Raw genomic sequence first — 25,463 nt, forward strand, 5'->3', positions numbered from 1 at the left:
GACGTGCCGTAATTGACGCCCTACGGTCTTGGCTATGTCTCTCCAGCTTCCTTGCATCACAGAAGCGGAGCGCAGGAGCCCGGCCTTACGGATGGCTCTGCGCCTCGCCGCAGCGCTGTCCAAAATGCACCAGATAACCGCCGACGTGCAGCCGTACTACCTGGATCGGGGCGAGGTCCTCGTGTCCGTCTGGGTGGGGTTGGTGGTCCGCTGCGACGGACACCACTACCAGTGGGACGCGCCCCAGAGCAGGCGCCGCAAGCACGGCTGGCGCACAACGTCCGAGCGCAGGCCCGGCCGAGCCGCGAAGCGCCTGGCCGCCCACTACGCCATGCTCCGCCGCCAGACCATGACGACCCTGGTCCGAGAAGGCTCCCTGCTGTCGAGCGTGCTTCTGGACCAGCTCCTCAACGAAGGCCACTGGCAGGTCCACCCGCCCCCAAGTGGTGATCCCGCTGACTCTTCTCCCGCCGCGGGATCACCGCAGGACCTGCCATTCCGAGTGACCCCGGGGCTCCCGCCGATGGCGCCCCGGGGTCACACCCTCACCCGAGAAGGAGCTGACGACCGTGCCTCCTGAGACCTCCCCAGTCCCTCACCAGGACACGCCGGCAGCTGCCGCGATCCGTTTCCTCCAGCGCGAGCTCTCCGAGCACGGCATCTCCCCCACGCTCGTCTACGAGGACGGCCTGCCGCAGCTGCGTGTCCCCAACCTCGTCGTGTGGATCGACGCGGAGGCGGCGAACTTCTTCTGGTCCTCCTGCTCCGGAGCCGACCGCGCCGAGCGGAACCCGAGCACCTACCCGGTAAGGGCCGCGCGTCGGATCACTATGCGCTTGCGTCCGTTCAACGTCGACAACCACACGGCGGCGGCGCGATAAGACCAGCGTGACGGCCTGCGGACCCTACTCCCGGGTCGCCACGCTGTTCCACTCCCGTGCGCCTATCGCGCGGGATCGGCGCAGGCCCGTTTGGGCGGCCCTCGGCGGGCCTGCGCCTCGCTCCCGGCAGGCCGGTTCAGAGATCCCGCCCCTCCTTGATCCTTTTCAGGATCCTGGCGGCCACCGTGGAGCCGTACCCCAGTTCGGCCCTGATCAGCGCCGCCGCGTTCCGGCGGCTCTCCTTCAACGCCTCACGAAGTCGCCCCTCCAGCTCCGGGCTCAACGGGGGCACCTCAACCGGCCGCTCATTGTCCTTCTGCCGATGGCAGGCGTTACACAAAGTCTGGAGGTTGCGCATCCTCCACTTCCCGCCGTCCCTCACGGCAAGGATGTGGCTCAGGGTCGCCCCGTCGGGCAGTTCCCGGCCGAGGTCGGGAACGCACTGGCGACCGCACAGCTGACACACCCACCGGTCACGCTCGAAGACGGCGCTGCGGAGCTTCCGGTGAACAGCTGCGCTTATGCCTCGCTTCGCCTGCCGATTGCGACAGTTCTTAGCCCCGCAGATGACCTGAGTGTCCTCGGCCGGGATGAAACGCTCCCCGCAGTGAGGACATGTTCGTTTCTCCTCTTCGAGGGACTCGCCCATGTTCCCCAGTATGGCCAAGCCGCGGCGCGGCAGCTCGCTGTTCGCTCCTCGGGGGCGACCGGCACGCCTGGGCCGGGTGAGGCTTCCCGAACGCGCGAAAGCCCCCGCCGCCCCGAAGGGCAGCGGGGGCTCCGAGTCCGCGGACTTACCGGCCGGCCTCCTGCGGCGGCACACCCGGGGTCTCCTCCTGCGGCGGCACGTCGGGGGTCTGCTCCTGCGGCGGCACGCCCGGGTTCTCCTCCTGCGGCGCCGGCGGGTACTCGGCGTCCAGGCCCTCCAGGGTCGCGACACGAGCCTCCAGCGGCCCCAGATCCACGTTGGGGTTCTCCGCCTTGATCTTCGCCAGGTCGGCGCGGATACCCTCCGTCAGGTCGCCGAGACGCTTCACCAGGGCGTCGATTCTCTCCTGCATAGTCATGATCAAATCTGCCTTTCCGTGTAGACGAGACTGCTCCCACTCGATGCGAGACAGCCGCTTATGGATGCCTTCGAGGTCCTGCGCGAGGTGGAGGAGCCTGCTCCAGAAGCCCATCCGGCCCACCCCTAAGCCGCGAGGCTGAAAGCGTTCTTGGGCTTGCTGGTCTGCCGGATGAACACAGCGACTCCGAGCCCGACGAAGGTCATGATCGCCCCGGTCTGCTCCGGCCGGGCCTCCCAGCCGAACGTGATCGCCAGCGACAGCGCCGCCTGCACCGCGCCGAGGATCGCCGCCTTGATGGACCCGCCGTTGTCGATGCTCTTCGTGGCCAGCGCCACCCACACACCGGCGAGGGCGAGGATCAACGCGTTGACCACGGCAACGTGAGCGTCTGACCACGGCAGGAAGAACGCGGCGGCCAGCTGCACGCCAGAGGCGGCGAGGCTGGCCCACAGCGCCGGTTCACCAGTGAGTTCTGAGTTGCTGTTCATGGGCCTCTCCTGAGGGAGTTCGGGCGCCCGGGCGCGGGCATGAAAAAACCCCGGCCGACCGGCTCGGGGCGTCAGGGGATTCCGCCGCGGTGGCGGATCGCAGGAGCGTTCGACGATGAGCTCCTGGCGGTGCGGGTCGACGCGTCTCATCAGCGTCTGCAGCAGGGCCGCCTCGATCACGTCGCCTTCTTGGGAGACTTCCACGACCAGGTTGACTCCCACGTCGCCTCATCCACGCGGCCGGTGTCCGGCAGGCCGACCGCGCGCTGCCAGCTGCGGCACACGCTCCGGGACTGCTCGCCGTACCAGCCGTCCGCGTCGATCTTCCAGCCGCGACGGACGAGCCGCTCCTGCCACGCGCGCACGTCGGCGCCCTGCATCATCGGGTCCTTCAGCTGCAAGACCCGGCCCGGCCACAGCGCGACGCCGTCCCGGATCACGACCTTGATGGGCTTGTCCGCGGGCTTCGACGGCTCGCCCTTCGCGTACTCGCGCACCAGGTCCAGGAAGTGATCCCACGGGAAGCTGGGGCCCGGGTCGTGGTGGTCGGTGCGCCGGTAGGCCTTGGACACGTCGACGTGGCCGACGAGGCCCTTCTTGCCCGCCTTCAGCTCCGCGACCGTCAGGTGCTTGATCGGGATGTCGTACTGCTTGCACCAGGCCGCGACCACCCGAGCCGCCTGCTTGAGCATGGCCCGCGAGTAGGTGTCGAGCCACTGCTCCCGGGTCTGCCGGGCGAAACCGGCCATCTCCAGCTGCAGCCCGTCATGGTTGCAGCCGGGGGCAGCCCACGCGGTATCGGAGTCGGCCACGCAGCGCACCGCGCTGTTGGAGTCCACGCACACGTGAGCACTGGCCGGGCGTGCCATGGTGGCGAACATCCTCGCGCAGTCCTCCGCCGTGGTGGTCGTCTCCGACCACTCCATGTCGTGCACGACGACGACGCGGATCTTGCCGGTACGGCCCCGGTGGTAGTGCCTGGCCTGGATAGCCTTCATACGTCAGCTCCTTCATCCGTCGTCTTGCAGTCGCTGGATCTCCGCTTTCGCCATCGCCAGATCAGCGCGGAGCTCGGACACGCGCTCGACGAGGGCGAGGATCTGGCGCTGATGGTCGGCCAACTCGGCTTTGAGCGTCGCATTCTCAGATTTCGCGATCTCCAGTTCCGCTCGGAGCATGCTGACAATGCGGTCAGCGGTCTCCACGGCGACCGAGTCCGTGCCCCGGTCCAGTTGCCGCAGCTCGCTGCGACGCCGGGTGAGGGAGATGACGGCCTGGACGATGGTGCCGCCGGCGGCGACCTGAGCGATGGAGACAGCGACTTCACCCCAGTTCACTCGTCCTCCGCGTGCGCGTCGTGCGCGTCGTGCTGGCGGCCGGCGATGCGCGCATGCCGCATGATGATCTTCACCTTGATCAGGCAGCCGACCCCCAGGGCGGCGGACAGGATGGCGGCCGCGAGACCGCCCATGCCCAGGCCAGCGGCGACGGTGAGCGAGTAGAAGAAGTAGGCGCCGCTCATCATCCACAGGCCGGGGATCTCCATCGTGCTCCGGCCCCAGTACAACCCGTACAACTTGAGGATGCCGCCGGTGGCCAGCATCAGACCCCACAGGTGCGCCACCACCGTGGCGCTCGCGTGCAGGCTCAGGGTCATGCCCTGCGAGACATCGTCGCCGAGGATCGCGCCCAGGCCGCCCAGCACAACAGCGCCGCCGGACGCGGCGGTCCCGAACGGGTTGTGGCGCAGGTGCTCACGCCGATCGCGTTTCATACTCCACCTCACGTCTTCAGGTGGCCAGAAGCGGCCACGCGAGCCCGCCAACTAAACGGGCGTCATACGCGTCTGACACGCATCCCCTTGAGTCTGGAGATGTCGTGACCTATCCCCCGCAGGGCCCACAGCCCCGGCCGGGCCACCAGCACCCGCAGCCCCCTCAGCAGCAGCCCTACGGGCACGTGCAGGGCCCGCCGCACGGGTACCCGCCCCCATACGGCCACCCCGGGTACGGCGGCCACCAGCCGCCCCCGCCGCCGTCGAGCAGCAAGGGCTTCCTCATCGGGATCATCACCGCCGTGTCTCTGACGGTCGTGGCGGCCGTCATCGGCACCATCGTGCTGGTAAGCAGCACGACCAGCGGGGACAGCCAGCTGCGCACGGCCCCCGACACCGGGCAGCGCTTCCTCGCCCCGCCGCCCACCGAAGCCGGGCAGCCCGCAGACGCCGGGCAGAGCCTCGCGGACCCTCCTGCCGAACAGCAGGGCCAGGTCGCGAAGGTCGGGGAGACCATCACCGTCAAGGGGATGAAGCCCGGCGTCGAAGTGGCCGTCACCCTCAACCGGGTGATCGACAACGCCACGTCGACGAACCAGTACCTGCAGCCCGACCCCGGCACCCGCTACGTCGCCGTCGAGCTGACCCTGAAGAACATGGGCCAGCAGGTCTACACCGACTCGCCGATCATGGGCGCCGACCTGATCGACACCGAAGGCCAGCAGCACCGCACCACGCTGATGAGCGACGTCAAGGAAGGCGTGCCCTTCAGCGGCTCGATCACCGTCTCCCCCGGCGACTCGCGGAAGGGCCTCATCGTGTTCAAGGTCCCCACCAACGCGAAGCCCGCGAAGCTGCAGTTCGGCGTCATGCTGAGCCGCGATAAGGGCGAATGGACGCTGTCGTGAACGGGTGCCGGAAGTCGTCGACTTCCGGCACCCGTCCCCCCTGCCGGAGATCCGGCGCCCCCGTGGCGCCGGTGACGCCTCACGGAGCGGGCGAGTACCCGATGTTCTCCTCGACGTACTCCATGACCAGGGTGGAGCAGTAGCGAACCCTGGTCGTGCTGGCGGTGGAGACCTGCTGCGCCCACTCCAGGCCGAAGTCACCGATCGTGTCCTCAGTGAACAGCAGGCCGCGGATGTAGAGCGTCGAGTCGGTGGACGAGCCGATGCCGCCATAGACGGCGGTGTTGGTGTCACCGGCGGACCAGTTGAACGTACCCATGCGCAGCGCGTTCTCGTCCGCGGCGCCGGCGTTGGGGCCGAGCGCGAAGAAGTCGAACCGCGAGCCGGACGGCAGAGTGAAGCTGAACTTGAAGTCGGCGCCCGCGGCCGAGCGGTACTTGATACGGCCCACCACCTCGTAGACGCCCCACGGGTCGGGGATCAGCTTCAGGTGGCTGTCCGGGCTGAGCGTGGTGGTGCTCGGCCTGCTCTCGTCGATGGTCTTCATAACGCGGGTCATGCTCATCACCTATCTGGGAGAAGGGCTTCTTACCTGGTGTCACCCGATGCCGCTGGGAGCGGCGTCGGGCCCTGTCGGCGCGTGACCGCGCAGGGAGTCGAGCTCAGCGCGCACCTGGTGAAGCTCGGTGCGCAGCTGGTCGCGTTCGGCGCGGGCCTGGTCGCGTTCGGCGGTCAGGTCATCCGTCAGGGCTCGTAGCTGGGCGACCTGGTCGAGTGCCGCGTTGCGCTGCGCGGCGCGGTAGTCGCCGTAGCGCTCCAGGTCGATCGTTTTGTGGTCATCCACCTGCGGCGCTCCTCGCCTCGTTCATCCGGTACGCCAGCGTCACCATGCGCTCCTGGGCGACGGTCCTGGCCCAGGTCGCGTGCTCGTCGGCCGCGCGCACGGCCGCGCTGTCGACGCGGCCCACCATGTCGGCGCGGATCCGGTCGAGCAGCGTGCCGCTCGCGCGGGCCGCCCGGCCCGCCACGGCCAGCGCCGAAGCCGTGGTGATGGTCCTGGTCTTCTTGAACTGGCGCAGCTGGTCGCGGGCCATCTCCCGGGCCGCGTCGGCGGTCATCTCGAAGGGGTTGCGCGCGGCCTCGTGCGCGCGGCCTTCGAGGCGGGCCACCTCCGCTATGTACGGCGCGTAGATCAGGTGGTCCCACAGCGCATCCACCTCGGCCGGGTCGTCCAGGTCGTAGCCGTAGGTCGCAGCCCAGTCGTTGATCATGCCCGCCGGGTACGACACCGAGTAGGTTCCGTCCGACGCGTACGCCGCCGGTACGTTGTAGATCAGCAACCAGCGGTCCCCGTCCGGCTGGACGTCGGCGTGCACATCAACCAGGGCCCATGTCTCGATCATTCGACCTTCCCGAACCAATTAATGTGATCCGCCCCCGCGCTGAGACCCGGTCCTCCCCAGCTCCACGAAAAGCTGCTTGGACCGACGCCGCCGAGGTTGAACGCCGCGTTATTTCCAGACCTCACCGCGACCGCCGGGTACGGGGTGCCGCTGTACGTGACCCCGTAGAACACGGTCCCGCCCGTCCCAGAGGTGGCGACCTTCCCGGCGACCACCGCCGAGTCGCTGTTACCGACCCCGAGCCTGCCCCTGAGGTGGACGCCGCCCCCCACTAGGTGCACGTTTTGCCCTGTGACGAACGCGTTGTGGCTCGACGACACGGTGACGTCTCCACCTGAGGCGTTCACGGTGCCCGTCTTCGCCCCGAGATCGAAGTGACCCAGCTCGCTGAGCATCAGCCGGGCCTCCGGGATGGGGCCGTCGCCGTTGCGCAGGTAGCAGAACCCGCTCCCCAAGAAGAGCTCACCTCGCCGGGAGTTCAGGCCGACGCCCGTGCGGATCCGCAGCTCAGCTTCGTTGCTGAAGGACGGCGGCGCCGAGATCGTCGTCTCGTTCGTACCGGAGGACGGGTAGAACTTGATCTGCGGGTCCGTGCTGCCGTGCGGGTTGACCACGATCCGGCGGCCCGCCGCAGCCGACCGCACCTCGCCGGTGAGGGTGGCCGTGCCGCTCGCGGCCTCGATGTTCACCGTCTCGGTGGTGCCGCTGCTGTACGCCCTGATGCCGGCCGCGTCCAGTACGACCCGGGAGCCGGACGCGGCCGTCTGCAGGGTGAACGTGCCGTTCGGGGTGATCGACACCGTCTGCGCGCTGCTGGAGTTGAACGCGCGGAATCCGGTGGTGGCGTCCAGCTCGATGCGGGCCCCGGACGCGGCCGTCCTCAGGGTGAACGAGCCGTCGTTGAGCAGCGACACGAGTTCGATGCCGCCGCCGTTGTAGCCGTGCAGGCCGGTGGCGTTGAGCTCCACCCGCTGCCCGGACGACGCGGTGCGGATGCTGGCGCCGATCAGCCAGTTCGACGAGATCGTCCCGGCCGTGACCTTGCTGACGGTGAGATCGCTGATGTGCGCGGAGTCGACCAGCAGCGCCGTTGCGCTCGCGGCCGCCGACGCCGCCGACCGGTTGCCCGCCATATCCACCGCGATGACCCGCACCCACCGGGTGGTCGTTTCCGCCACCTCGACCGTGCCCACGGCGGCGATCTCCGCCTGCATCATCCCCGCGGTGGCCGCCATCTGGCCCTTGAGCGTCGTCTCGTCCGCGCTGAAGCCCGCCGTGTCGCCGACGTGGATCTCCAGGTGGGACAGGTCGAGTTCGAGGTTATGGGTGCCGCCGGTGGCCTTGCCGAGCTCGTGCCGCACCTGCAGGGCGAGTGAGGATCCGGCCACCACGGGGGCGGCCGGCGTGCTGGGCGGGATCGTGTCGGGGTGCGCGGTCGCCGTCTCGGTCACGCTCCACTCGCCCGCGTTGCCCGACATGTCGATGGCGCGGATCTGGAAGTCGTAGGCCACGCCCGGCGACAGGTCGCCGATGACGGTCTGGGTGTCGCCCCACGCGGCGTACGCCGTCCGCCAGCCGGTCGCTGGAGACACGTCGTAGCGGATCTCGTAGTGGTCGCCGTCGAGGACGGTGCTGCCGTCCGCGTTGAGCGGCTCGTCCCAGCTCAGCTGGATGGTCGCTCGGGTGCCGCCGAGCGCATCGAGATAAACGCCCGTTTGAAACGGCAGCAGCCAGGAGACGGTGCCGGGCACGGTCGCGTCCGGGATCGGCCGCGGTCCGACCGGCTCGCCCCCCGAGGTGAGAGCCCGGTGAAGCTCGCCGACGACGACGGACGTGGCGCCGCTCTCCCACAGCACGTGCGGGGTGAGGTCCATCCAGGTGCCGTCCTGGTGTCGGCAGGCGACCGTCATGCCCTGCGCGACCGGCCAGCTGCTCTCGACCGCGCGTAGCCGGATGGGATTGATCCGCTGGCCCCGGTAGATGATCTCGTTGTCGGTGTCGTACAGGCCGGAGTCGGGGTCGTACACCCACACCCAGTCGCCCGGCACGAACGCGCCGCGGATGTCGTAGTCGGCCGCGCTGAGCCGCATCGCGTCGCGGGTGCCGCTGAACCTGTTGAGCTGCAACTGGGCGCGGGCCTGCGCGTTGCCGGTCGCCGTCCCGGACTCCGAGACCAGGCGGGTGCGCCGTACCGGCTGCCCGCGCAGATCCAGGTACGGGTTCGACAGGATGCTCACCGCCGCGGTAGCCACCGACGCGCCCTCGCCCTCGGCCAGCAGCACCACCCGGGACGTCCAGTCCTCCACGTCCCGGGCGAGCGCCATGTCCCCGGGCAGGCCCGTCAGCGCCATGTCCGGCCCGGCCGCGCCCTCACGGACGATGACGCAGGTCGGCGTGGTCTTGAAGAGGCTCGCAGGCGGGCCCGCGTCGAGGGTGCCGTTGCCGTTGACGCGCCAGTCGCATCCCATCGTCGAACACACGTAGTCGATCGCCTGGCGGCGCGACTGCCACTGGTGGCGGCCGGTGTAGGTGCCGGCCGCGCTGTGCAGGACGCCTTCCACCACGGCCGTCGACGAGCCGAGCAGGGCGCGGATTGCGTTGGGGAAGGTCGCGCCGTTGACCTGGACGGCCGTCTCCAGCACCTCGCCCTTGTCGTCGGAGTCGCCCAGCCAGACGGCCATCCCCTGCCCGCGGATGGCCTTGCGGCGCTCGGACTCCCGGCCGGTGAGCACGCCGACGTAGCGGGCCATGCTGAGCAGCTCGTCCTGGTACTCGGCCACGGTGACCCGGCCCGGGACGAGCGCGAGATGGCTGAAAAACTGCAGCCGGTCGAGGACCTCGCGCGGCGTCTCCTCGCTCAGCTGGACGCCCCAGGAGCCGAGCCCCATCAACACCTCGGTCACGGCCATCCGGTCACCTCCTCACGGCGGCGGTGGTCTCCGGCAACGCGCCGATGTACTGGTCTCGCAGGTGGATGGCCGTGTCGCCGGGCGCGGCCGCGGAGCCGCCGACGACGGTGCCGAGGTAGAAGTCCATCGCCGTCGCCGCGGGCCGCGTCATGCCGCCGCTGGCGTGCGGGGTGAAGTGCCTGGCGCTGCCCGCCGTCACCCGGTTGCCGTCAACGTCGTCGCTGGCGCGCACCACGTACGACGTGCCGTCCGTCAGCGTCTCCGCGGTGGCCAGGTAGACGCTGAGGGGACCGGCGTCTCCGCGCTGCAGGTACCCCTCCACCGTGCGGGATCCGCGCCGCAACGTCAGGTCCAGGACAGTCCGGCCGACCGGGGAGCGGTGCTCGACCAGCCGGAGAATCACCTGCTCGGGCTCGTTGCGCAGCACCGTCGCCGACTCGAACCGGGCGATCTGCGTGCCGCCGACGTCGACCCACCAGGCGCGCGGCCGCCACACCCCGCCGGTGTACGACGCCACCTCGATGCTGCCGCCGACCGCCAGGGGCCGCACCCGCACCAGGCCGTTCGACACCTCCCAGGCCGCCGCGTCCACCCGGTAGCCGGTGCCCACCCGCTCGTACCCGGCCGACAGGATCCGGGCCCGGCCGCGCAGGTAGTCGCCGACCGCGCACCCCCACCGTGGCGACACCCCGGCCGGCACGCCGCGGTACACCGTCATCGGCCCGTCCGTGGTGGCGCGCGTCATCGTGCCCGGCAGGGTCGCGCCGGTGTGCAAGGCGTAGTGGCCGGGCGGCGGCGCATGCCACCGCTCCCCCGACAGGGCATGGTCGTTCGCTCGGCGGGCGCCGGTCAGCCGGGACTCCAAGTCGATGTCGCTGTCGGCGCCGTGCCGCCGCATCGACACCTTCCAGGTGACCCACGCCACCCCCTGACCGGCGCGGTCGGTGTAGTCGGCCGACGCCGTGGTGATCGTGTAGAAGCCGTTGCGTTCCGGCTTCTGCGTCCACCGGGCGGGCACGAGAGCCCCGACCAGGCCGAGCGCTCCTTCCATGCGCTCGAGTAACTCCGTCCTGGAGACGAGGCCCACCACCTCCTTGCCTTCCAGGCTCATCGTCCGGCCGTCGCCGGTCACGTTCTCCGCCAGGCTGTAGGTCTCCCGCAGGGTGAGCCGGCCGAGAAGCAGGTCGCTGCCGCTCACGCGTACACCTCCCGGTCCAGGTTCCGCAGCCCGTCGCGCAGCTGCACCAGCAGGGTCCGGTAGGCGTCCGGCCGGGCCGGGTCGAGCACCCCCTCGACCTGCATCACCAGGTCGCCCTGGACCGTCACGCCGCTGCCGGCACCCGCGCCGGCGGCTGCTCCGACGCCGCCCGCCGCGGTGCCGAACGCCGCCCCGAGCGAGGGGAGGGCAGGCACCGAGAACGCAGACGCGACCCCGGCCATGCGCTCAGCGGCGGCGGCCACCATCGGCTCACCCGCGGTCATGCCGACCGCCAGACCCGCCGGGAGTTCCTTTCCGAGCGCGGCGAAAACCTTACTCGGGCTGGCAATTCCAAGAATGCTTCGCAGCCAATTCACCATGTTGGAGAACAGATTTCCGACCATGCCAATGAATGAATTCCATGTGTTTACGAATCCATTCCATAAGCCTATGACCATGTTATGGCCGATGGTTCCGAGTTCTCCGCCGAGATTGCCGAAGATGCCCATGATGGTGCCGGGCAGGCCCCGCAGCCAGTTGATCAGGTCGTTGGCTCGGCCGATCGCGGAGTCCTTCATCTCGTTGAACCAGTTACCCACGCGACCAGCGAGAACGTTGAGGCCGTTGACCGCGTCCAGGACCTTGCCGGGGAGGCTGCGCAGCCAGTTGACGAGATCGTTCGCCACGTCGATTGACCGGTTCTTCATGTCGTTGAACCATGCGGCGACTTTCCCGGGAATCGATGCGAGCCCGTTGATCGCATCTATGATCCACTGGACGGCCTTGTCGAACCACTCTCTCAGCGAGTTCGCAAGATCCGGAATGATCGAATGGCCCACCAGAACGTCATAAAGCCACTGAAAGAAACTGACAATTTGATCAACGACCCATTTGAATCGTTCGGCCAGCCATTGAATTACCGGCGTGATCGCTGAAACGATTTTCGTGGCGAGTTCGACGATCCACTGGATCAGCTGGCCCAGCGCCGGGATGACGTACTGCAGCACCGTCGCGACCAGCTGCACCAGCCACTGCACCAGCGGCATCAGCGCGACGATCAGATCCGCGACGACCTGGATGATCGGCATCAGCGCGCCCAGAAGCCCGCCGAACGCTTCGACGATCATGACGACGACCGGCACCAGGGCCTGGATCAGCGACGTCAGCACTGGCAGGATCGCGGTGATCAGCGGCGCGAACGCCACCAGCAACTCACCCACGATGGCGACGATCGGCGTCACCACAGGCAGCAGCGACACGAACGCCTGCACGAGGGTGATCAGCGACGGCGCGAGCGCCGTCAGCGCCGTGAGCAGCGCGGTACCGACCTGCTGCACCACCTGCATGAGCAGCGGGATCAGCGGGGTGATCGCCGCCACCAGCATGCTGAGGGCCTGCACGAGGATCTGCCCCAGCTGAGCGGCCACCTGCGCGGCGAGGGTGATCAGCGGCGCGATGACCGGCAGCAGGCTGGAGATCGCCGTCACCAGCTGCACGATGAACGGGGCGAGCACCGTCAGCGCCTGCACCAGGACCGTGCCCAGCACCTGGGCGATCTGGCCGAGCGGCGCGATCAGCGGCACCAGCGCCATCCACACCCCGATGAACGCGGGGGTGATCGTCAGCAGCTGCGTGACGAGCTGCGCGACGATCGGGATCAGCGGCAGCACCGCGGGCAGCAGCGCGCCGACGAGGGACGTCACCACCTGCGACAGCACCGGCAGCAGCGGCAACACCGCCTGCACCACCGTGGCGAACGCCGCCACCAGGGCGCCGCCCACCTGGGCGACGACCTGACCGGCCAGCGGGATCAGCGGCGTCAGCGCGGGCATCAGCCCGTTCACGATCGCCGTCACCAGCTGCATGATCGGCTGCGCCAGCGGCGCCACAGCGGTGATGAACTGGCCGAACGCGGCGACGAGCGGTTTGATCAGCGGCGTCATCGCCCGGATGGCGGTGGCGAGGGCGCCTCCGATCATGATGCCGATCTCCGCCAGCACCGGCGTGAGCGGCACCAGCGCGTTCAGCAACGCGGCCGCCGCGCCGATGAACGCGCCGCCGAGCGCGGCGGCGACCGCGCCCAGTGCCGGCACCATCGGGGTCAGCGCCTGCAGCAGCCCAGACAGGACGGTCGACGCCAGCGTGGTGATCTGCGGCACCAACGGCGAGACGGCCTGCATGAACTGGCCGAACGCGGCCACGAGTGGCGTCAGCAGCGGGGTCACCGCCGCGACCGCGGTGGCGAGGCTGGAGGCGATCAGCGCAGCGAACTGGGCGATTATCGGCAGCAGAGGCGTCAGCGCCTGCAGGATGCCGCCGATCGCCGCACCGACCGGTGCGAGCACCGGCGCCAGGCCGCCCACCGCTGCGCCGATCCCTCCGACGACGGCGGAGATGCCGGGCATCAGCGCGGCCACCGCCTGGCCGATCGCGACGAACAGCGGCGCGATCGCCGTCAGCGCGTTCCCGATCACCGCGCCGAGCGGCGCCAGCATGGGGGCCAGACCGGAGATCGCCGCCCCGACGCCCTGCACCAGGGCGACCAGGCCCGGGCCGACCGCCACCAGGGCGGGCACCAGGCCCTGCACGGCTGCGGTGAGGGCCGGGCCGAACGCTGCCGCGAGCTGGGCGACGATCGGCGCCAGCTGGCCGAGACCGGACACGATCGCCGTGACGACGGGGATCATCGCCTGGCCGACCCGCGCCAGCGACTCGAAGACGGAGACGAGCACCTGCTGACCGGCGGCGCTGTCCACGAAGGCGTGGGCGGCGTCGAGCATCTGCCCGAACACGCCCAACGCGCCGACACCAGCGCTCTCCATGGCGCGGCCGACCCCGGCGACGATGCCGCCCAGGTCACCGAAGATCGCCCCCAGCTGCCGGAGCACGGTCGCGGCGCCGTCCATCCACTCCAGCGCCTGGCCGGACGCGGCGGCATGCCCCATGAACCGGCCGAGGCGCTCAGTGGCCTCGGCGATACCCGGCGCCAGGGCCGAAAGCCAGTGCGAGCCGACCACGCCCAGGTCGCGGAACCCTTCCAGCAGCGGCTGCAGGGCGGGCACCATGGCGGCGACCACGCTGCGCAAGTCGGAGAAGACCGACTCGATCGCTGAGATCGTCTCCGCCTGCCGGGCGAACTCGACGAGCTGCAGCGCGCCCTGGCCGAACTCGGCGGTCACGCCGACCATGCCGTTGCGCAGCGCGTCGATCGTCGGCAGCAGGGTCGCCAGCTGGCCGATCAGCGGCTGAAACAGTGCGTCCTGGACCGAGCGCCGGAAGTCCTGGAAGACGCTGCTCATGTCGAACAGCTCTTGAGCGACGCTCTTGGCGGCGCCGGACAGGCCAATCGTGGCGTCGGCGAACTTCATGATGTCGCCGGTCAACGCTGCGGCGAAGGCCTCGCTCACCCCGGCGAGAGCCACCTTGAGGGTGCCCATCGCGGCTGCGCCCAGCAGCACTCCACCGGGGAGGGCTGCGAGCGCACCCGCCGCGGGCGCGAGCGCCGCCACCAGACCGGCGACGCTCGCAGAGGCGGACGCGGCCCCGGCGGCGAGCGTCGACAAGGCTCCGGCGGCCACCCCCAGCTTGCCCAGGCTGGAGACCAGGCCGCCGACAGCGCCGGTCACCCGGCCGAACCCTCCGACCAGCCCGCCCAGCCGGGGCGTGAACAGGTCGAAGACGCGGCTCACGACGTCGCCGAGGCCGCTGAGGCGGCTACGGAAACCGTCGCTGAAGTCGTCTCCGGCCGCGTCTCCGGCCCGGCCGAAGTCGCGCCGCACGTCGTCGCGCACACCGGTCGTGTCCGCGCGCACCCGAACGAACGCGTCAGCGAGGGGAGCCATGTGACCCCCTCGCCTGGCGCTTGCTGGTTACAGGGCGGCGAAGCGGGCGATCAGCGCCCGGCGTTCTTCGGGGTCTTGGCTGGCCGGGCGGGCGGGAGCGGCGTACAGGTCGGCGAACTCGACGTGCGGGTCCGGCTCGACCTTCTCCAGGGCGCCGGCCAGGGCGAGGAGCGCGCTGGTGCGCAGCGTCTCAGCGCGCCACTCGACCCACAGGGCGTGCACGACGTTCAACCCGTCCGGCAGCGGCAGGTCCCTCAGCCGAAGGACACCACCTGAGGTTCCGCCGTCGACACCTGAGCCGGTTCCTCCAGCAGCACGGTGCCCCGCGAGAAGGAAACGACCTTCGACGTACCCGGGACGGGCGGCGGCCCAGCAGACGAGTCCGAGGGCCTGCTGGTAGGGCGGTCGGCGGCTGCCGAGATCAGGTCCTGCAGGATGGCCACCAGCGTCTTACCGTCCGTTCGGTGCTTGCGGCAGTGCGCACGGAACTTGTTGTAGACCCGGTCGCCGAGCAGGCCCCGGTAGACGTCCGCCAGGATCGCCACCCCTTCGGGGCTTTCCGAGTCGACGCCTTGCGACGCCAGGCGCGCATACTCCGACAGGTCCATGATCGAAATGCCGCCTTCGCCGATGAACACGGTGTCGTCGAGCTCGAAGTCGAGCGCGACCTGCGCGTCCTGGTCGTGGCTGGCGGAGGTGTAGGAGCGTCTGGTCATCAGAGCCTCACCGGCGCAGCGAGCATCGCCTTGAACAGCTTCGCACCGGACGGCCGCTCCAGCTTGAACGAACAGCCGATCGTCGCCTTGGAAGCGCCCTTGCCGCGGCTGATCTCCATGTTGCCGACCTGCAGCCCCTTGCGGAACACCCACCTTTCGGTGCCGTCCTCCGACTGCCAGCCGAGCATCACGCGGAGTTCTTCACCCAGGTCCGGCGGCTCGAACGTGACGATTCCGGCGCCCGCGGTGATGGTGCCGCCGTTGAGCGCGACCCGCAAGTTCGTGGCCGTAATCTGGGCCAACGCGAAGTCCAGCGTCACCTCCCGGGAGACGAGCGCAACCGCGATCGGGTCCAGCTCCTCGGCGACCTCCACGTTTTCGGAGTCGACCGTGTAATTCAGCGTCGAACCCTCGTCGGTGTAGCCGAGGCCCGTCCAGTTCGGTGACACCGACTCCCACGGTGTGACCAGGTCCATCGGCTCAGGGGTGGCGAGCACCCCGATGAAAAGCGACCCCGGGCCGAGGGCGATCGCTTCTGGCTTACCACGCGCCATCAGGCACCGTCCTTGCTGTTGGTGGCCTGGCCGGTCGTGGTCGCAGGCTCGTTTACGAGGTCGGCTCCGGCCAGGTCAGGACGGACCACGTGGTCCGTCCAGCCGAACCGCTCCACGTGCTCGGCCGGCACCCGGTCGCCCGGGTTGAACGCGCGACCGAACTGGTTGTCGACGAACAGCGCCCGGGCCGCGATGTAGTACGGCGGCGCCGCATCACCGGTGAGCGCGGCGGTGTCCGGTACGGGCGTCTTCAGCGGCGGCTCAGCGGGCGGCTCCGCCTTCGAAGCGGGGGCCGCCATCAGATGACCTTGAAGGCGCCGACGGTGACGCTGGCCGCGTCCGGGGTGTACGTGATGGCGCACTGGCCATCGGAGCCCGCGTACAGCCGCGCCGGGATCGGGATCTTCCACCGCTCGCCGGGCGGGATCGTCACCTGCCGGTCGCTGATCGGCAGCCCTTCCACGGTTCCGGGGGTGGCCAGGGTGAGCGTCCGGGCCCCGGCGTTGCCGTTGTTCACCTCCAGGAACACGCCGTCACCGGCGGTGCAGGTGTCGCCTCCGCTCGCCGCAGCGACGAGCGTTGACGCCGACCCTCCCGGTACGAGCACCTGGGTTGGCAGAGCCGTCATGAGTCCTCCAGTCAGATCAGGTAGAAGTCCGCGTCCACCGCGTAGGCGTACTGGTCGTTGCCGCCGGGCCCGTCGATGAGGAGCGGCCCGGCGACGTTGTCGGCGACCAGGCACGTCGCGTCACCCATCGCGGCCGGGGCGCCCGACAGCGCGTCCAGCGCGGCCGCGTACGCGGTGGCGGCCAGCTCAGCGGCTTCGTCGGTACCGGCGAGGATCAGGCCGCTGACCCTCGCCCGGTCGACGCCCTCCTCGGCGAGGAGGGCGCTGCTGCCGCCGACGCGCGACAGCAGCACGTACGCCCCCTGTCCCGGGGACCGCAGCCGGGCCCGGTGGGCGCCGAGCAGCAGCGGCCGCCCCTTGCCGACCAGCGTCGGATGGGCGTTGACCCATTTACGGACCGCGGTGACAGCGGCGACCCTGGGCACGGTCAGCCTCTGCGGAGGTCGTCGAGCGCCGGGCGGATGAACGGCTGCGCCCGGGTGCCCGGGTGGTGCACCTCCTGGGCGAAGTGGTGCGTGCCGTCCGCCCCCACCCAGTGCAGGGTGCCGCCCGGCTTCTTCGGCCGGATGGTGTGCGGCCGGGTGCCGTACTCGACGTACAGCGGGTACGGGTCACCGTCCGGCGTGCGGGCCGTGGTGCCGATGTCGGCGTACAGGCCCAGCTCGTCGCGGTGCATCGACCAGCCGATCTTCGACCGCATGTAGCCGGGCGGCCGGCCGTGCGACCCGTCCCGGGAGACGGGGGCGCGGCGCCGCATCCCCCGGGCGACGGTCTCCGCGTCCCGGGCCAGGTTGCGCCCCACCGGGCCGTCCTGGCTGCGCAGCAGATCATCGGCTTCGCGTTCGTTCCAGTCGAAGCGGAACAGCATCGGCGCCTCCTACAGCGGGTAGTCGCCCCACCAGGGCCCCTCAGGCATCACCCACACCGGCAGCAGGGAGCCCTCCGGGCCGGACCCGGCGTCGTTGACGGCGTCGACCAGCTGCTGCAGCGCCTCCTCGGCGCGGCGGTTGAGCTGCTCGTACACCTGCACGTCGGCGTCGCTGTCTGGGAAGGCGAGTTCGATGTCGGCGGCGGCGCGCAGCGCAGCCGCCGTGCTCGCCAGGATCGACAGGTGCTCCGGAGCCGCGGGGATGGGCCCGGTCGCGCCGAGCACATGCGCGGCCGCCGCCCGGATGGTGCGGGTCGCCTGCTCGTCGGTCGGGGTGGTGTCGGTGGTGAACGTGCCGAGCAGCGTGTCGCTGCCCGGCTTCGACGCGTCCCGGGTGCGGGTGGGGATGAACCCGGCGACGTCTTCGAGCGTCGGAGACCACGACTCGGCCACGATCCCCCCTCAGTCGCAGACCGGCCTGGCCCGGGCGCCCGTCCCGGGCCAGGGCCGATCTACTTGCGGACGTACCGCGCGAGCAGCTGCTCGCGGGTGAGCGCCTCCAGCTCGGCGCGGTCGTCGCCCCGCCGCACGCCGTACTCGATGAGCTCGGCCGCCTTGGAACGGGCGTTCACCGTCGCCGGAACGGTGGCCGACCCCGGGGCCGGAACCGGGGTCGGCGCCGGGGGCGGGGTCGGGGTCGGACCGGGAGCCGGGACCGGGGCGTGGGTGACGCCGCTGATCTCCACCCTCTGAGGAGGGACCGGGTCGTACGGCGCGACCACCGTCACCCCCACCTCCTCGATGAGGCGCACCGACAGCAGATGCTCGATCCGGTCGGCGGGCACGTCGGCCGGAAGCACCTGCCCGGTGTAGAGGGTCAGGAGCTGGGGGCCGTTCGCGGACGTGGCCGGCACGTTCGCGACGCACGCGCCGATCACGTGATACGTCTTCGACATGATCGCTAGTCCTTCGCGTTGGTGATGCGGAGGCCGGCGCCGGGCTCCTGGATGACGGGCACCGTGAGACGACGCCCCCAGATGTCCCAGGAGTTCGCGCGCGCGATGCGTTCGGTCTGCACCTGGACGCCCATCTCGGCCACCACGTAGCCGGGGTCGACCTCGGTTTCGTCGGCCATGCCGCCGAGCTGCGTGGAGTCGAACACCCACACGTCGCTGCTGGGCAACCGGGCGGCCGGAGCCTTGACCACGACCAGGTCGTCGATCATCTCGACCTCGCCGCCGTAGACGGGGTTGTCGCTGGTCTCCCGGCGGCGCAGGTTGTTGACCTTCTCGTCCGACACCATGATCGCGTACATCTCGGACGACATCAGCACCGAGTCCGGGGTGTAGCCCATGTCCAGGTCGGAGATGTACGCCTTCGCCGCCTCCAGGGTGCGCAGGATGTTCGGCGTCGGCCCGTTCCACGCGCCGCCGTGCAGGTCGGCGTCCAGCGTCGCGGTCACCGCGGACGCCACCGCCGAGATCGCCAGCGCGTCGATCTTCTGGATGACGGTGTTCAGGACCTTCCGCAAGACGCGGTCGAGCTCGTCGCCGCCGCGGATGCGGCGCTTGATCGCCGCGTCGGTCAGGCGCGACGCCTGCCCCCAGTCCTGCACCGCCGCCAGGGCGGCCGCGCCGTCGTAGGCCGGCGCGTAGGGGTAGGTCGAGCCCGGCGACACGGCCTCGACCGGCCGGGACGTCGTGATCGGCTCCGACACCTCGTACATGACCGCGCCGCCGCTGCTGCGGAAACGCTGCGTCAGGATCTTGTCCGCCACGAACCGCATGTCGCGGAGCGTCCGAAGCCGCCGCTGCAGCTGCGTCGGCGACTTCAGCAGCCGGTGGATAGTGACCAGGTCGCCCGAAAGGGTAGGCGCTCCCGGGGGGTTCACAGGCACGATGCCGTGTCCTTTCGGTTAACGACCGATCCAGCGGACCTTGTTGCCCGCGGCGGCCGTGCTGATGGCGGTACCGATGTGGGTGCCTGCGGCGGCGACCGTCGCGAGCGTCCCGGAGTCGACCCCGCCAGCGGTGGAGGAGGTCACGGCCGCACCGGTGGTGACTCCGGCGGGGGTGACGGTCTCGTGCACCACACCGGACAGCGGCCACACGGTGACCAGGCCGCCGGTGGGGGCGTCGTTCTGGGCGATCCCGATGGCCGCACCGTTCGCGCCCGCGGTGGGGGCGACGGTGCCGACACCGGAGGGGTACAGCACCTGGCCGCCGGTGACCGGCGCGGAGGCCGACATCGTGAACGGGTCGATGCCGTTGAGGTACACGGGCAGGTAGTCAGCCATCGGTTACGCCTCCCCAGGGGTCGAGAAGACGCGGTCGAAGAACGCGTCCTCCTCGTTGAGCACGGCTTCGCCGCCGGGCTCGCCCAGGTCGGCCAGCGGGACGGTGTTCTCGGCGAGGCTCTCCAGGGTCTGCCGGGTCCCGTCCGGGTCGGCGTCCCACAGCCGAGCCCAGTGCTCGCGCCGGAACGGCGGGAACTTGCCCGCCTTCACCGCCTCGTTCAGGGCCCGGTCCCGCTCCTCCACGATCTGCTGGGCGCGGGCGGCGACGCCCTGCTGCGCCTGCTCCTGCAGCTTCGCCAGCATCGCCTCATCGACGATGACGGCGCCCGGCGGAAGCTGCGGCGCCGGAGCAGCCGCAGGCTCAGGGTCGGGGGTCGAGGTGTCGGCGCGCTCGGCGAGTGCCTCGTCGAGCGCGGCGAGCAGGGCGTCCGGGGCGACGTCGGCGTCAGTGATGCCGAGCCGCTCACGCAGGCCCTCGCTCAGAGTGGACATGATGTCCTCCTCCTCATCGGTTGGCCCCGCGGCCGGCTCGGCCGGGGGAGGTTGCTGCGCCTGCACGCCAGCGGCGGGCAGGACGGTTGTGGGGGCGGGGCCGCGGTCCTCGACCATCCCCACCCCGTAGCGGGGGTCCAGGTAGGGGTCACGGGAGAACAGCTGCGGGTTCTCGTCCTCCAGGCGGGCGGTGAACGCGTGCAAGGCGTCACCGATCGCGGTGGACAGGCTGAGCCGCTCCGCCCGGGTCAGGCGCCCATCGCCGTACATTTCGTCGGCCATGGTGCTGAACGCCTGGTGCAGGCGCGCCTCCAGCCAGGAGCCGATGTTGCGGCCCTCGGTCAGCGCCGACTCGATCAGCGCCAGCACCTTGCCTCCGGCGCCCGCCCGGGTCACCCAGTCGACGGAGATGCCCTCATCGAGGGACGTCACGATCGGACCTGTGCGGCCCTCCGCTTCGCCGTACTCGACGGTTCCAGCCGCCCGGATCGACAGGCCGACCTCCCGGGCGAAGTCCTCGTTCAGCAGGTGACGCCAGTGCGGAAACACCTGCACTTCGGCGACCAGGCCGTCCTGCTCGTCGTCCCAGACGGGGTCGGTCACCTGAACCGACGCCCAGTCCTGCACGCGGCGGCCCGGCCGCTCCGCCCGCTCGCTCACGGTGGGGTGGTTCAGGTAGTTCTGGGTGCCTTTGGGGAACGCCTTGGAGCCGTCCCGCTTCAGCACCTCCTCGCTGTAGTAGCCGCTCGATCCCCAGCCCGGGCGGATCAGCAGCACCTTGTACCGGCCCTTGATCGTCGAGCTCTGCTGCATGGCGGCCGCGGACTCGGTGAGCGACACCTGGCCGGTCAGGATCTGCTGACGCTTCGAGACCTGCGGCCCAGACCCGCTCTCGGTCGCCGACGCCGACCCGGAGCCGCCCTCCGCTTGAGTGATCATCTTCTGCAGCCAGTCCGGCAGGTCGTCGAACGTTTTCGCGTTCTCTGCGGCCGCAACCACGCGCGTGCGAGTCTGCGGATCTGGATTAGTTGAATTCAGCATCGCTGCAATGCGACGAGAAAGTTCCGGGCTCACCCCTGCACGTCCTTGACGTCGGTAGAAACAGAAACGGCGGTCCTGTTGAGGATTACGTATTGATGTGGCTTTATGTGTGACACTCGAATGGCGTCATAGCCGAGCATGGATGCAAGGCGACCCGGATCTGTCATGGCGTCCGCTATTCGCCTGTCGGTGACAGCATTTTCCGACTCCTGTGCAGCTTCCGGCAGCTTGTCGTAATCGATCACCCGGGCATCACTGCGGAGCGCCATTCTCATCATTGAGCCGCGCCCATCTGTAACCGCGTACGTGGCCGCGAAGTAGGCAGCGGGCGACGTGTAGGTCCCGTTTCCGAAAACACCCAGGCCGGGGAAATGTTCATCGCCGTTAATGAACTGCTCCGCGTAGGGCCGACCAGAACTACCAGTCAGGCCGCGGAACATCTCGATTCCGCCAGCCGCGATATCCGCGTCGAGTTCTTCATCGCTGACCGCTCGGGGAAGCCCGTCGAACCCCTGCTCTTTCCAGATGTTCGCTAGGCGCTGGTCACGGCCTCCTGACGCAGCTGGCCTATCGCCGATCAGGTCGCCCTTATCGGACCAGTCCTCAACCCCGATGTGCTTAGGCTTTGCCCTACCCTCGTACGGCCTGGCCTTGACGGGCTTACCTTTCGGCTCCTTGGGTGCGCGATCGCCGAGTGGAATAACGTCGGGGTCGCCGTCATAGCGCATAACGGCCGCCTGTCCGTAGGCGATCGCCACGACACGCCCGCTCATCCCATCCGGCAGCTCCACATCGTCGCCGACCTTGACTGAGCTCGCCTCCGGCTTCGACTCGCTGTCATCGGCGCTGGGAATCGACCCCCTCTGCGCCATAACGATCTTGCCGGGCCAGGTCGTCGCGCCGTCGGTGTGGCCGAACGCGGCCAACTCTGCAGGCGTGGGCCAGGTAGACGGGTCGCGGGAAGAGCGGACCTGATCTAGCCACTGCTGTGCCTGCAGCAGCAGAGGATCATCGTCTTTGGACGGGTCCAGGACCATGACCAGGTCGATGATCATTCCTTCGACCTCTTGGGGGTCGGTGTCCGGGTCCCATGTGGACTCTTCGCGCGACCGCGTGGCGTCGTCATCCGAGCGCCGCGCCGCCGACGCGCGACCGGCCGGCTTTTCACCGGCCTGCTTCCTCGCCCAACTCCCGTGCGACTTCTGGTCGTGCTTGCCGGGCAAATGCTCCTGGGCAACCGCGAAAGTGGGGAAAACCTCGGCGAGGACAATCCAACCCGACACGCGTCACCGCCTTTCGGTTGGTTCAGACGGCGGCCGCCGTGTCACTCCTGCGGCTCCCGGAGCTGCGGTGAGATGGACAGCGCGGTCCGGTTGACCACGACGACTTCTCGCGGTTTTGCGCCCTTCTGCCCGCCGACGGTGATCGCGTCGTAGCCGAACATCGCCGCGAGCCGCCCGGGATCGCTCATCGCGTCCCGGACCCTGGGGTCCACGTCGTCGTCCCCCTGGGCGGCGGCTCGGCTGAGCAGGTCGTCGTAGTCGATGACCTTGGCGTCGCGGCGCAGCACGGACCGCATCACCGCGCCGTGCTTGGAGCCGCCTCCCCGGGCGAAGGCGTGAGCCATCTTGGCGTCCGGCGCGAAGTAGGTGCCGTTGCCGTACATGCCGAGGCCGGGGAACGGCTCGTCCCCGGTGCGGAACTGGTCGGCGAACGCCTCGACGTCCTGCCTGGAGTTACCGCCCACCCCGCGCCACATTTCGAGGCCACCGGCCGCTACTTCGTCGTCCAGCTCGTCTTCGTCGGCGATGCGCGGCAGCCCGTCGAAGCCCTGCTCTTTCCAGATGTTCAGCAGGCGCCAGTCGCCTCGCCCCGTACGGGTGCCGCCGTCGATGACGCCGCCCTTGTCGGCCCAGTCCTCGACGCTCGTGTGCTTCGGCGTGGCCTTCTTCCGCACCGGGGCCCGGGCCTGGGCGGCGGCCCGCTCCTTGTCGCTGACCGTCTTCTCATGGGCCAGGTCGCCGACGTCGTGCACGGACGCGCTGCCGTCGTCACGCAGCACAGCGGCCTGCCCGGTCGGCAGGATCGTGATGACCCGGCCCGTTGAGCCGTCAGGGAGCTGGACGCGATCTTCTGCCTTGATCGGTTCAGCCTTCGCAGCGCTCTGCGACCGGGGCGCCCCGCCGGCCTTCTTGCCCGTCCAGTTGCCGTGCTTCTTCTGGTCGTGCTTGCCGGGCAGGTGCTCGACGATCACAGGGGGGCCGGTCACAGGGTTCCCCTCCACGTCGCGATGACGAGGCCGCGGCACCGCTGGCGGCCGTGGCAGTCGATGTAGCCGCCCGTCCCGTACACCGCCTTCGCGGCGTCCAGGTCGTCGAACACGGTGCCGTCGATCTCCGCGCACGCCGGGCAGGTGTTGCGGTCGAGGATCTCCAGCGCCTGGTACCGGGCGGCGGGGGCGGCGTCGAGCACCGCGAACCGGCCGGTCATCTGCGCCGTGCTGAGCGCGCCGCCGAACTGCTCGCGGAGGAACCCGTCCGACAGGCTCTCCAGGTGGTCGGTCACCGCGTCAGCGACGTCGCTGCCGTCCGCGCCGGGGACGGCCAGGCGCAGCGCCTCCCGGGCGGCCGCGCCCGCCAGCCACACCGCGAGGAGCGCGGCCAGCGCGGCGGCGATCGCGCCCAGGTGCCCTTCGTCGACGGGCGGCGGCTCCACCGGCACCTGCTGGGCGGCGGCCTCCGCAGCCATCTGCTGCGCCGACGCTTCGGCCAAGGCGACCAGGGCCTCGTTGAGGACCTGCTCGGCTTCCTCGCTGTCGAGGTGCATGTGGGCGAGCGCGGGCAGGTTCCGGCCATCGACTGCTGCCCGGACGAGTTCGGCCAGCTTGTCCCGCCACGCCTGCGAGATCGACTTCCACGCGGCGAGCAGCGCTTCCAACGCCCGTTCCCACAGGGATTGGACAGCGTCCGGGTCGACGCCGGACTCCGCTTCGTCGAGCGTCATCTGCCGCTGCCCGGTGGCGGCCCGGCCCTTGCGGGGTCGCGCCGAAGATCGCGTCAGGCGGCGCTGAGCGGCCTCCTGAGCGGTTTCCGGCTCCGCCTCCGGGTTCTCCTCCGGGTCCACTTCCGGCGGGGCTGGAGTCGTCTTGGCCGACGCCGCTGCCGGTGCTGGCGGCGGGAGTTCCTCTGCTCGTTCCGGGAGCCGCAGCGTCTGCCGTACGTACGCCTCCAGCTCCGGGTCCGGGCTGATCGCTCCGGCGGCCATCAGCATCTGCAGCGCCTCGGCGGTCACCTCGTGCTGGGTGCCGACGTCCGAGGCGACGATGCGCGGAGCCGGTTCGTCTTGCCCCCAGTTCGTGTCGACCAGGTGGGTGACGATGCCCGGCATTCCGGCGTGGCCGGACGTCGCCATCTCGGCCATCTCGTTCGCGGTCGCCTGCAAGGCCAGCATGAACAGGTCCAGGAACGCCTGGCCGAGCGCGCGGGAGCCGTTGGGCGTCTGCCCCAGGTCCATCAGCCCGGCCAGCGCCTGCCGGGACATCTGCTGGTCCAGGTAGCTGATGAACGCGAGCGTGTCCGGGGCGCTGCCGGTCATGCCGGACAGCGAGATCTTGAAACCAGGCGGCAGGCCTACCCCGGACTGGTCTCCGGCGCGCATCGCTGAGGCGAGCCGCTGCGCCTCGGCGATCTGCGCGGGCGTCGCCCCCGCGGGGGCTTCAACGGCCGGGATCCCCATGCCGAAGCGGCGGTTCGACGTGGCGTGGACCCTCCACAGCTCGTGCTTGAGCAGCCAGGCGCCGTAGGCGGCGCGCATGATCGAGCGGCCCGCCCAGTTGCTTCCTTCGCGCTCGTGGACGTACCAGACGAGCCGCTCGGCGGGGATCGGCTGCGACGCCGCGGTGTGCTGGCTGATCGACGCGACCGTGCCGTCCGGGTTGAGGTTGATGTCGCCGATCGTGTGCGGCATCCGCTCGCCCAGGTTCACCAGCCGCGCCTGCCCACCACGGATTTCGTACCTGCGTTCGAAAACCATGTGGCCGAAGGTGAGCGACAGCATCGCCAACCGCAGGTGCTCCGACCAGCGGACGCCCCGGCGGCGGGCCGGGCCGGGCTTGTTGTCGGCGCCGAGGATCGGCAGACCGAGGTCGTCAGCGACGACCTGCACCACCTCGTCGCGGCAGCCGGACGGGTCGACGGCCCACGTCGCGCGGCGGATCGGCAGCGTCCACGCCGCCAGCACACCCGTCAGCTGCGGGTCGTAGCGCATGCGGCTGTACGTCTCGACCGTCCTGGGCCACTGCAGGTCCGGGATGGTCTCGAACCACTCGCCCAGCCACAGCCCGTAGTTGAGGTCCAGGGACCCGATGTCGCGGGTCGGAGCGTTCAGCATCTGCAC

General features: G+C 70.1%; 30 protein-coding genes. 3 read left to right on the forward strand and 27 right to left on the reverse strand.

Features of this window, described 5'->3' with window-relative positions; genetic code table 11:
- Positions 1-91: 91 nt before the first annotated feature.
- Together ABD832_RS30295 and ABD832_RS30300 are read left to right on the forward strand one after the other, a co-directional pair.
- Positions 92-580: a hypothetical protein gene (locus ABD832_RS30295; RefSeq protein WP_344901865.1), complete on the forward strand. Its 489-nt coding sequence runs from the start codon at positions 92-94 to the stop codon at positions 578-580.
- Positions 570-881 (forward strand): hypothetical protein, encoded by a 312-nt coding sequence (locus tag ABD832_RS30300; protein ID WP_344901868.1) that lies wholly within the window; start codon positions 570-572, stop codon positions 879-881. Before ABD832_RS30295 ends, ABD832_RS30300 begins: the two co-directional genes overlap by 11 nt.
- Positions 882-1,017: 136 nt before the next feature.
- Here ABD832_RS30300 and ABD832_RS30305 read toward each other — a convergent pair whose 3' ends face one another.
- From ABD832_RS30305 to ABD832_RS30330, 6 genes are all read right to left on the reverse strand, one after another.
- Positions 1,018-1,530, reverse strand: coding sequence for an HNH endonuclease (locus tag ABD832_RS30305; RefSeq protein WP_344901871.1), 513 nt, complete (start codon positions 1,528-1,530; stop codon positions 1,018-1,020).
- Between the two features lie 145 nt (positions 1,531-1,675).
- A complete protein-coding gene (locus ABD832_RS30310) occupies positions 1,676-1,942 on the reverse strand; it encodes a hypothetical protein (RefSeq protein WP_344901873.1) in 267 nt (88 codons plus the stop codon).
- Positions 1,943-2,073: 131 nt separating this feature from the next.
- Positions 2,074-2,661: a hypothetical protein gene (locus ABD832_RS30315; RefSeq protein ID WP_344901876.1), complete on the reverse strand. Its 588-nt coding sequence runs from the start codon at positions 2,659-2,661 to the stop codon at positions 2,074-2,076.
- Complete coding sequence (locus tag ABD832_RS30320; RefSeq protein WP_344901879.1) at positions 2,616-3,437, reverse strand: peptidoglycan recognition protein family protein; 822 nt, start codon at positions 3,435-3,437, stop codon at positions 2,616-2,618. Before ABD832_RS30320 ends, ABD832_RS30315 begins: the two co-directional genes overlap by 46 nt.
- Before the next feature lie 12 nt (positions 3,438-3,449).
- Positions 3,450-3,776 (reverse strand): hypothetical protein, encoded by a 327-nt coding sequence (locus ABD832_RS30325; RefSeq protein ID WP_344901882.1) that lies wholly within the window; start codon positions 3,774-3,776, stop codon positions 3,450-3,452.
- Positions 3,773-4,213, reverse strand: a complete 441-nt coding sequence (locus tag ABD832_RS30330; protein ID WP_344901885.1) for a hypothetical protein — start codon at positions 4,211-4,213, stop codon at positions 3,773-3,775. The genes ABD832_RS30325 and ABD832_RS30330 overlap by 4 nt, the downstream gene beginning before the upstream one ends.
- 104 nt (positions 4,214-4,317) lie before the next feature.
- On the opposite strand from ABD832_RS30330, the gene ABD832_RS30335 reads away from it, so the two are divergent.
- Entirely contained in the window at positions 4,318-5,121 is an 804-nt protein-coding gene (locus tag ABD832_RS30335) for a DUF4352 domain-containing protein (protein ID WP_344901888.1), read from the forward strand.
- A 79-nt stretch (positions 5,122-5,200) separates the two neighbouring features.
- On the opposite strand, the gene ABD832_RS30340 is transcribed toward ABD832_RS30335, so the two are convergent.
- From ABD832_RS30340 to ABD832_RS30440, 21 genes are all read right to left on the reverse strand, one after another.
- Positions 5,201-5,680: a hypothetical protein gene (locus tag ABD832_RS30340; RefSeq protein ID WP_344901891.1), complete on the reverse strand. Its 480-nt coding sequence runs from the start codon at positions 5,678-5,680 to the stop codon at positions 5,201-5,203.
- Positions 5,681-5,719: 39 nt separating this feature from the next.
- A complete protein-coding gene (locus ABD832_RS30345) occupies positions 5,720-5,965 on the reverse strand; it encodes a hypothetical protein (RefSeq protein ID WP_344901894.1) in 246 nt (81 codons plus the stop codon).
- Positions 5,958-6,524 carry a hypothetical protein gene (locus ABD832_RS30350; protein WP_344901897.1) on the reverse strand — a complete coding sequence of 189 codons (567 nt, stop codon included), beginning with the start codon at positions 6,522-6,524 and terminating at the stop codon, positions 5,958-5,960. Before ABD832_RS30350 ends, ABD832_RS30345 begins: the two co-directional genes overlap by 8 nt.
- The gene (locus ABD832_RS30355; RefSeq protein WP_344901900.1) at positions 6,521-9,433 is read right to left on the reverse strand and encodes a fibronectin type III domain-containing protein; all 2,913 of its coding nucleotides are present in this window, start codon (positions 9,431-9,433) and stop codon (positions 6,521-6,523) included. The genes ABD832_RS30350 and ABD832_RS30355 overlap by 4 nt, the downstream gene beginning before the upstream one ends.
- A gap of 4 nt (positions 9,434-9,437) precedes the next feature.
- Positions 9,438-10,631 (reverse strand): hypothetical protein, encoded by a 1,194-nt coding sequence (locus tag ABD832_RS30360; protein WP_344901903.1) that lies wholly within the window; start codon positions 10,629-10,631, stop codon positions 9,438-9,440.
- Positions 10,628-14,473, reverse strand: a complete 3,846-nt coding sequence (locus tag ABD832_RS30365) for a phage tail family protein (protein ID WP_344901906.1) — start codon at positions 14,471-14,473, stop codon at positions 10,628-10,630. Before ABD832_RS30365 ends, ABD832_RS30360 begins: the two co-directional genes overlap by 4 nt.
- Positions 14,474-14,500: 27 nt before the next feature.
- On the reverse strand, positions 14,501-14,695 hold the full coding sequence (locus tag ABD832_RS30370; RefSeq protein ID WP_344901909.1) for a hypothetical protein: 195 nt from the start codon (positions 14,693-14,695) through the stop codon (positions 14,501-14,503).
- 32 nt (positions 14,696-14,727) lie between these two features.
- Complete coding sequence (locus ABD832_RS30375) at positions 14,728-15,189, reverse strand: hypothetical protein (protein WP_344901912.1); 462 nt, start codon at positions 15,187-15,189, stop codon at positions 14,728-14,730.
- Positions 15,189-15,743 carry a phage tail tube protein gene (locus ABD832_RS30380; RefSeq protein ID WP_344901915.1) on the reverse strand — a complete coding sequence of 185 codons (555 nt, stop codon included), beginning with the start codon at positions 15,741-15,743 and terminating at the stop codon, positions 15,189-15,191. The genes ABD832_RS30375 and ABD832_RS30380 overlap by 1 nt, the downstream gene beginning before the upstream one ends.
- Entirely contained in the window at positions 15,743-16,042 is a 300-nt protein-coding gene (locus tag ABD832_RS30385; protein WP_344901918.1) for a hypothetical protein, read from the reverse strand. The genes ABD832_RS30380 and ABD832_RS30385 overlap by 1 nt, the downstream gene beginning before the upstream one ends.
- Entirely contained in the window at positions 16,042-16,371 is a 330-nt protein-coding gene (locus ABD832_RS30390) for a hypothetical protein (RefSeq protein ID WP_344901920.1), read from the reverse strand. The genes ABD832_RS30385 and ABD832_RS30390 overlap by 1 nt, the downstream gene beginning before the upstream one ends.
- Positions 16,372-16,382: 11 nt before the next feature.
- Positions 16,383-16,796, reverse strand: coding sequence for a hypothetical protein (locus ABD832_RS30395; RefSeq protein ID WP_344901923.1), 414 nt, complete (start codon positions 16,794-16,796; stop codon positions 16,383-16,385).
- A gap of 2 nt (positions 16,797-16,798) precedes the next feature.
- Positions 16,799-17,239, reverse strand: a complete 441-nt coding sequence (locus tag ABD832_RS30400) for a hypothetical protein (RefSeq protein WP_344901926.1) — start codon at positions 17,237-17,239, stop codon at positions 16,799-16,801.
- A gap of 9 nt (positions 17,240-17,248) precedes the next feature.
- Entirely contained in the window at positions 17,249-17,692 is a 444-nt protein-coding gene (locus ABD832_RS30405; protein WP_344901929.1) for a hypothetical protein, read from the reverse strand.
- Between the two features lie 59 nt (positions 17,693-17,751).
- Complete coding sequence (locus tag ABD832_RS30410; RefSeq protein ID WP_344901932.1) at positions 17,752-18,195, reverse strand: hypothetical protein; 444 nt, start codon at positions 18,193-18,195, stop codon at positions 17,752-17,754.
- Between the two features lie 5 nt (positions 18,196-18,200).
- Complete coding sequence (locus tag ABD832_RS30415) at positions 18,201-19,136, reverse strand: phage major capsid protein (RefSeq protein ID WP_344901935.1); 936 nt, start codon at positions 19,134-19,136, stop codon at positions 18,201-18,203.
- 18 nt (positions 19,137-19,154) lie between these two features.
- Positions 19,155-19,535, reverse strand: coding sequence for a hypothetical protein (locus ABD832_RS30420; protein ID WP_344901938.1), 381 nt, complete (start codon positions 19,533-19,535; stop codon positions 19,155-19,157).
- Positions 19,536-19,538: 3 nt separating this feature from the next.
- Positions 19,539-21,026, reverse strand: a complete 1,488-nt coding sequence (locus ABD832_RS30425; protein ID WP_344901941.1) for a hypothetical protein — start codon at positions 21,024-21,026, stop codon at positions 19,539-19,541.
- Positions 21,027-21,097: 71 nt separating this feature from the next.
- On the reverse strand, positions 21,098-22,351 hold the full coding sequence (locus tag ABD832_RS30430; protein WP_344901944.1) for a hypothetical protein: 1,254 nt from the start codon (positions 22,349-22,351) through the stop codon (positions 21,098-21,100).
- A 41-nt stretch (positions 22,352-22,392) separates the two neighbouring features.
- Positions 22,393-23,337, reverse strand: a complete 945-nt coding sequence (locus tag ABD832_RS30435; protein WP_344901947.1) for a hypothetical protein — start codon at positions 23,335-23,337, stop codon at positions 22,393-22,395.
- Positions 23,334-25,457, reverse strand: a complete 2,124-nt coding sequence (locus tag ABD832_RS30440; protein ID WP_413224926.1) for a phage portal protein family protein — start codon at positions 25,455-25,457, stop codon at positions 23,334-23,336. Before ABD832_RS30440 ends, ABD832_RS30435 begins: the two co-directional genes overlap by 4 nt.
- Between the last annotated feature and the right edge of the window lie 6 nt (positions 25,458-25,463).

This window comes from Streptosporangium longisporum, assembly GCF_039534895.1.
GTDB lineage: Bacteria > Actinomycetota > Actinomycetes > Streptosporangiales > Streptosporangiaceae > Streptosporangium > Streptosporangium longisporum.

Coding starts and splice junctions, on each gene's coding strand:
- ABD832_RS30295 (WP_344901865.1), top strand. CDS start 92: ATGGCTCTGCGCCTCGCCGCAGCGCTGTCCAAAATGCACCAGATAACC.
- ABD832_RS30305 (WP_344901871.1), bottom strand. CDS start 1,530: ATGGGCGAGTCCCTCGAAGAGGAGAAACGAACATGTCCTCACTGCGGG.
- ABD832_RS30310 (WP_344901873.1), bottom strand. CDS start 1,942: ATGCAGGAGAGAATCGACGCCCTGGTGAAGCGTCTCGGCGACCTGACG.
- ABD832_RS30320 (WP_344901879.1), bottom strand. CDS start 3,437: ATGAAGGCTATCCAGGCCAGGCACTACCACCGGGGCCGTACCGGCAAG.
- ABD832_RS30330 (WP_344901885.1), bottom strand. CDS start 4,213: ATGAAACGCGATCGGCGTGAGCACCTGCGCCACAACCCGTTCGGGACC.
- ABD832_RS30340 (WP_344901891.1), bottom strand. CDS start 5,680: ATGACCCGCGTTATGAAGACCATCGACGAGAGCAGGCCGAGCACCACC.
- ABD832_RS30350 (WP_344901897.1), bottom strand. CDS start 6,524: ATGATCGAGACATGGGCCCTGGTTGATGTGCACGCCGACGTCCAGCCG.
- ABD832_RS30355 (WP_344901900.1), bottom strand. CDS start 9,433: ATGGCCGTGACCGAGGTGTTGATGGGGCTCGGCTCCTGGGGCGTCCAG.
- ABD832_RS30365 (WP_344901906.1), bottom strand. CDS start 14,473: ATGGCTCCCCTCGCTGACGCGTTCGTTCGGGTGCGCGCGGACACGACC.
- ABD832_RS30375 (WP_344901912.1), bottom strand. CDS start 15,189: ATGACCAGACGCTCCTACACCTCCGCCAGCCACGACCAGGACGCGCAG.
- ABD832_RS30380 (WP_344901915.1), bottom strand. CDS start 15,743: ATGGCGCGTGGTAAGCCAGAAGCGATCGCCCTCGGCCCGGGGTCGCTT.
- ABD832_RS30385 (WP_344901918.1), bottom strand. CDS start 16,042: ATGGCGGCCCCCGCTTCGAAGGCGGAGCCGCCCGCTGAGCCGCCGCTG.
- ABD832_RS30390 (WP_344901920.1), bottom strand. CDS start 16,371: ATGACGGCTCTGCCAACCCAGGTGCTCGTACCGGGAGGGTCGGCGTCA.
- ABD832_RS30400 (WP_344901926.1), bottom strand. CDS start 17,239: ATGCTGTTCCGCTTCGACTGGAACGAACGCGAAGCCGATGATCTGCTG.
- ABD832_RS30410 (WP_344901932.1), bottom strand. CDS start 18,195: ATGTCGAAGACGTATCACGTGATCGGCGCGTGCGTCGCGAACGTGCCG.
- ABD832_RS30420 (WP_344901938.1), bottom strand. CDS start 19,535: ATGGCTGACTACCTGCCCGTGTACCTCAACGGCATCGACCCGTTCACG.
- ABD832_RS30440 (WP_413224926.1), bottom strand. CDS start 25,457: ATGCTGAACGCTCCGACCCGCGACATCGGGTCCCTGGACCTCAACTAC.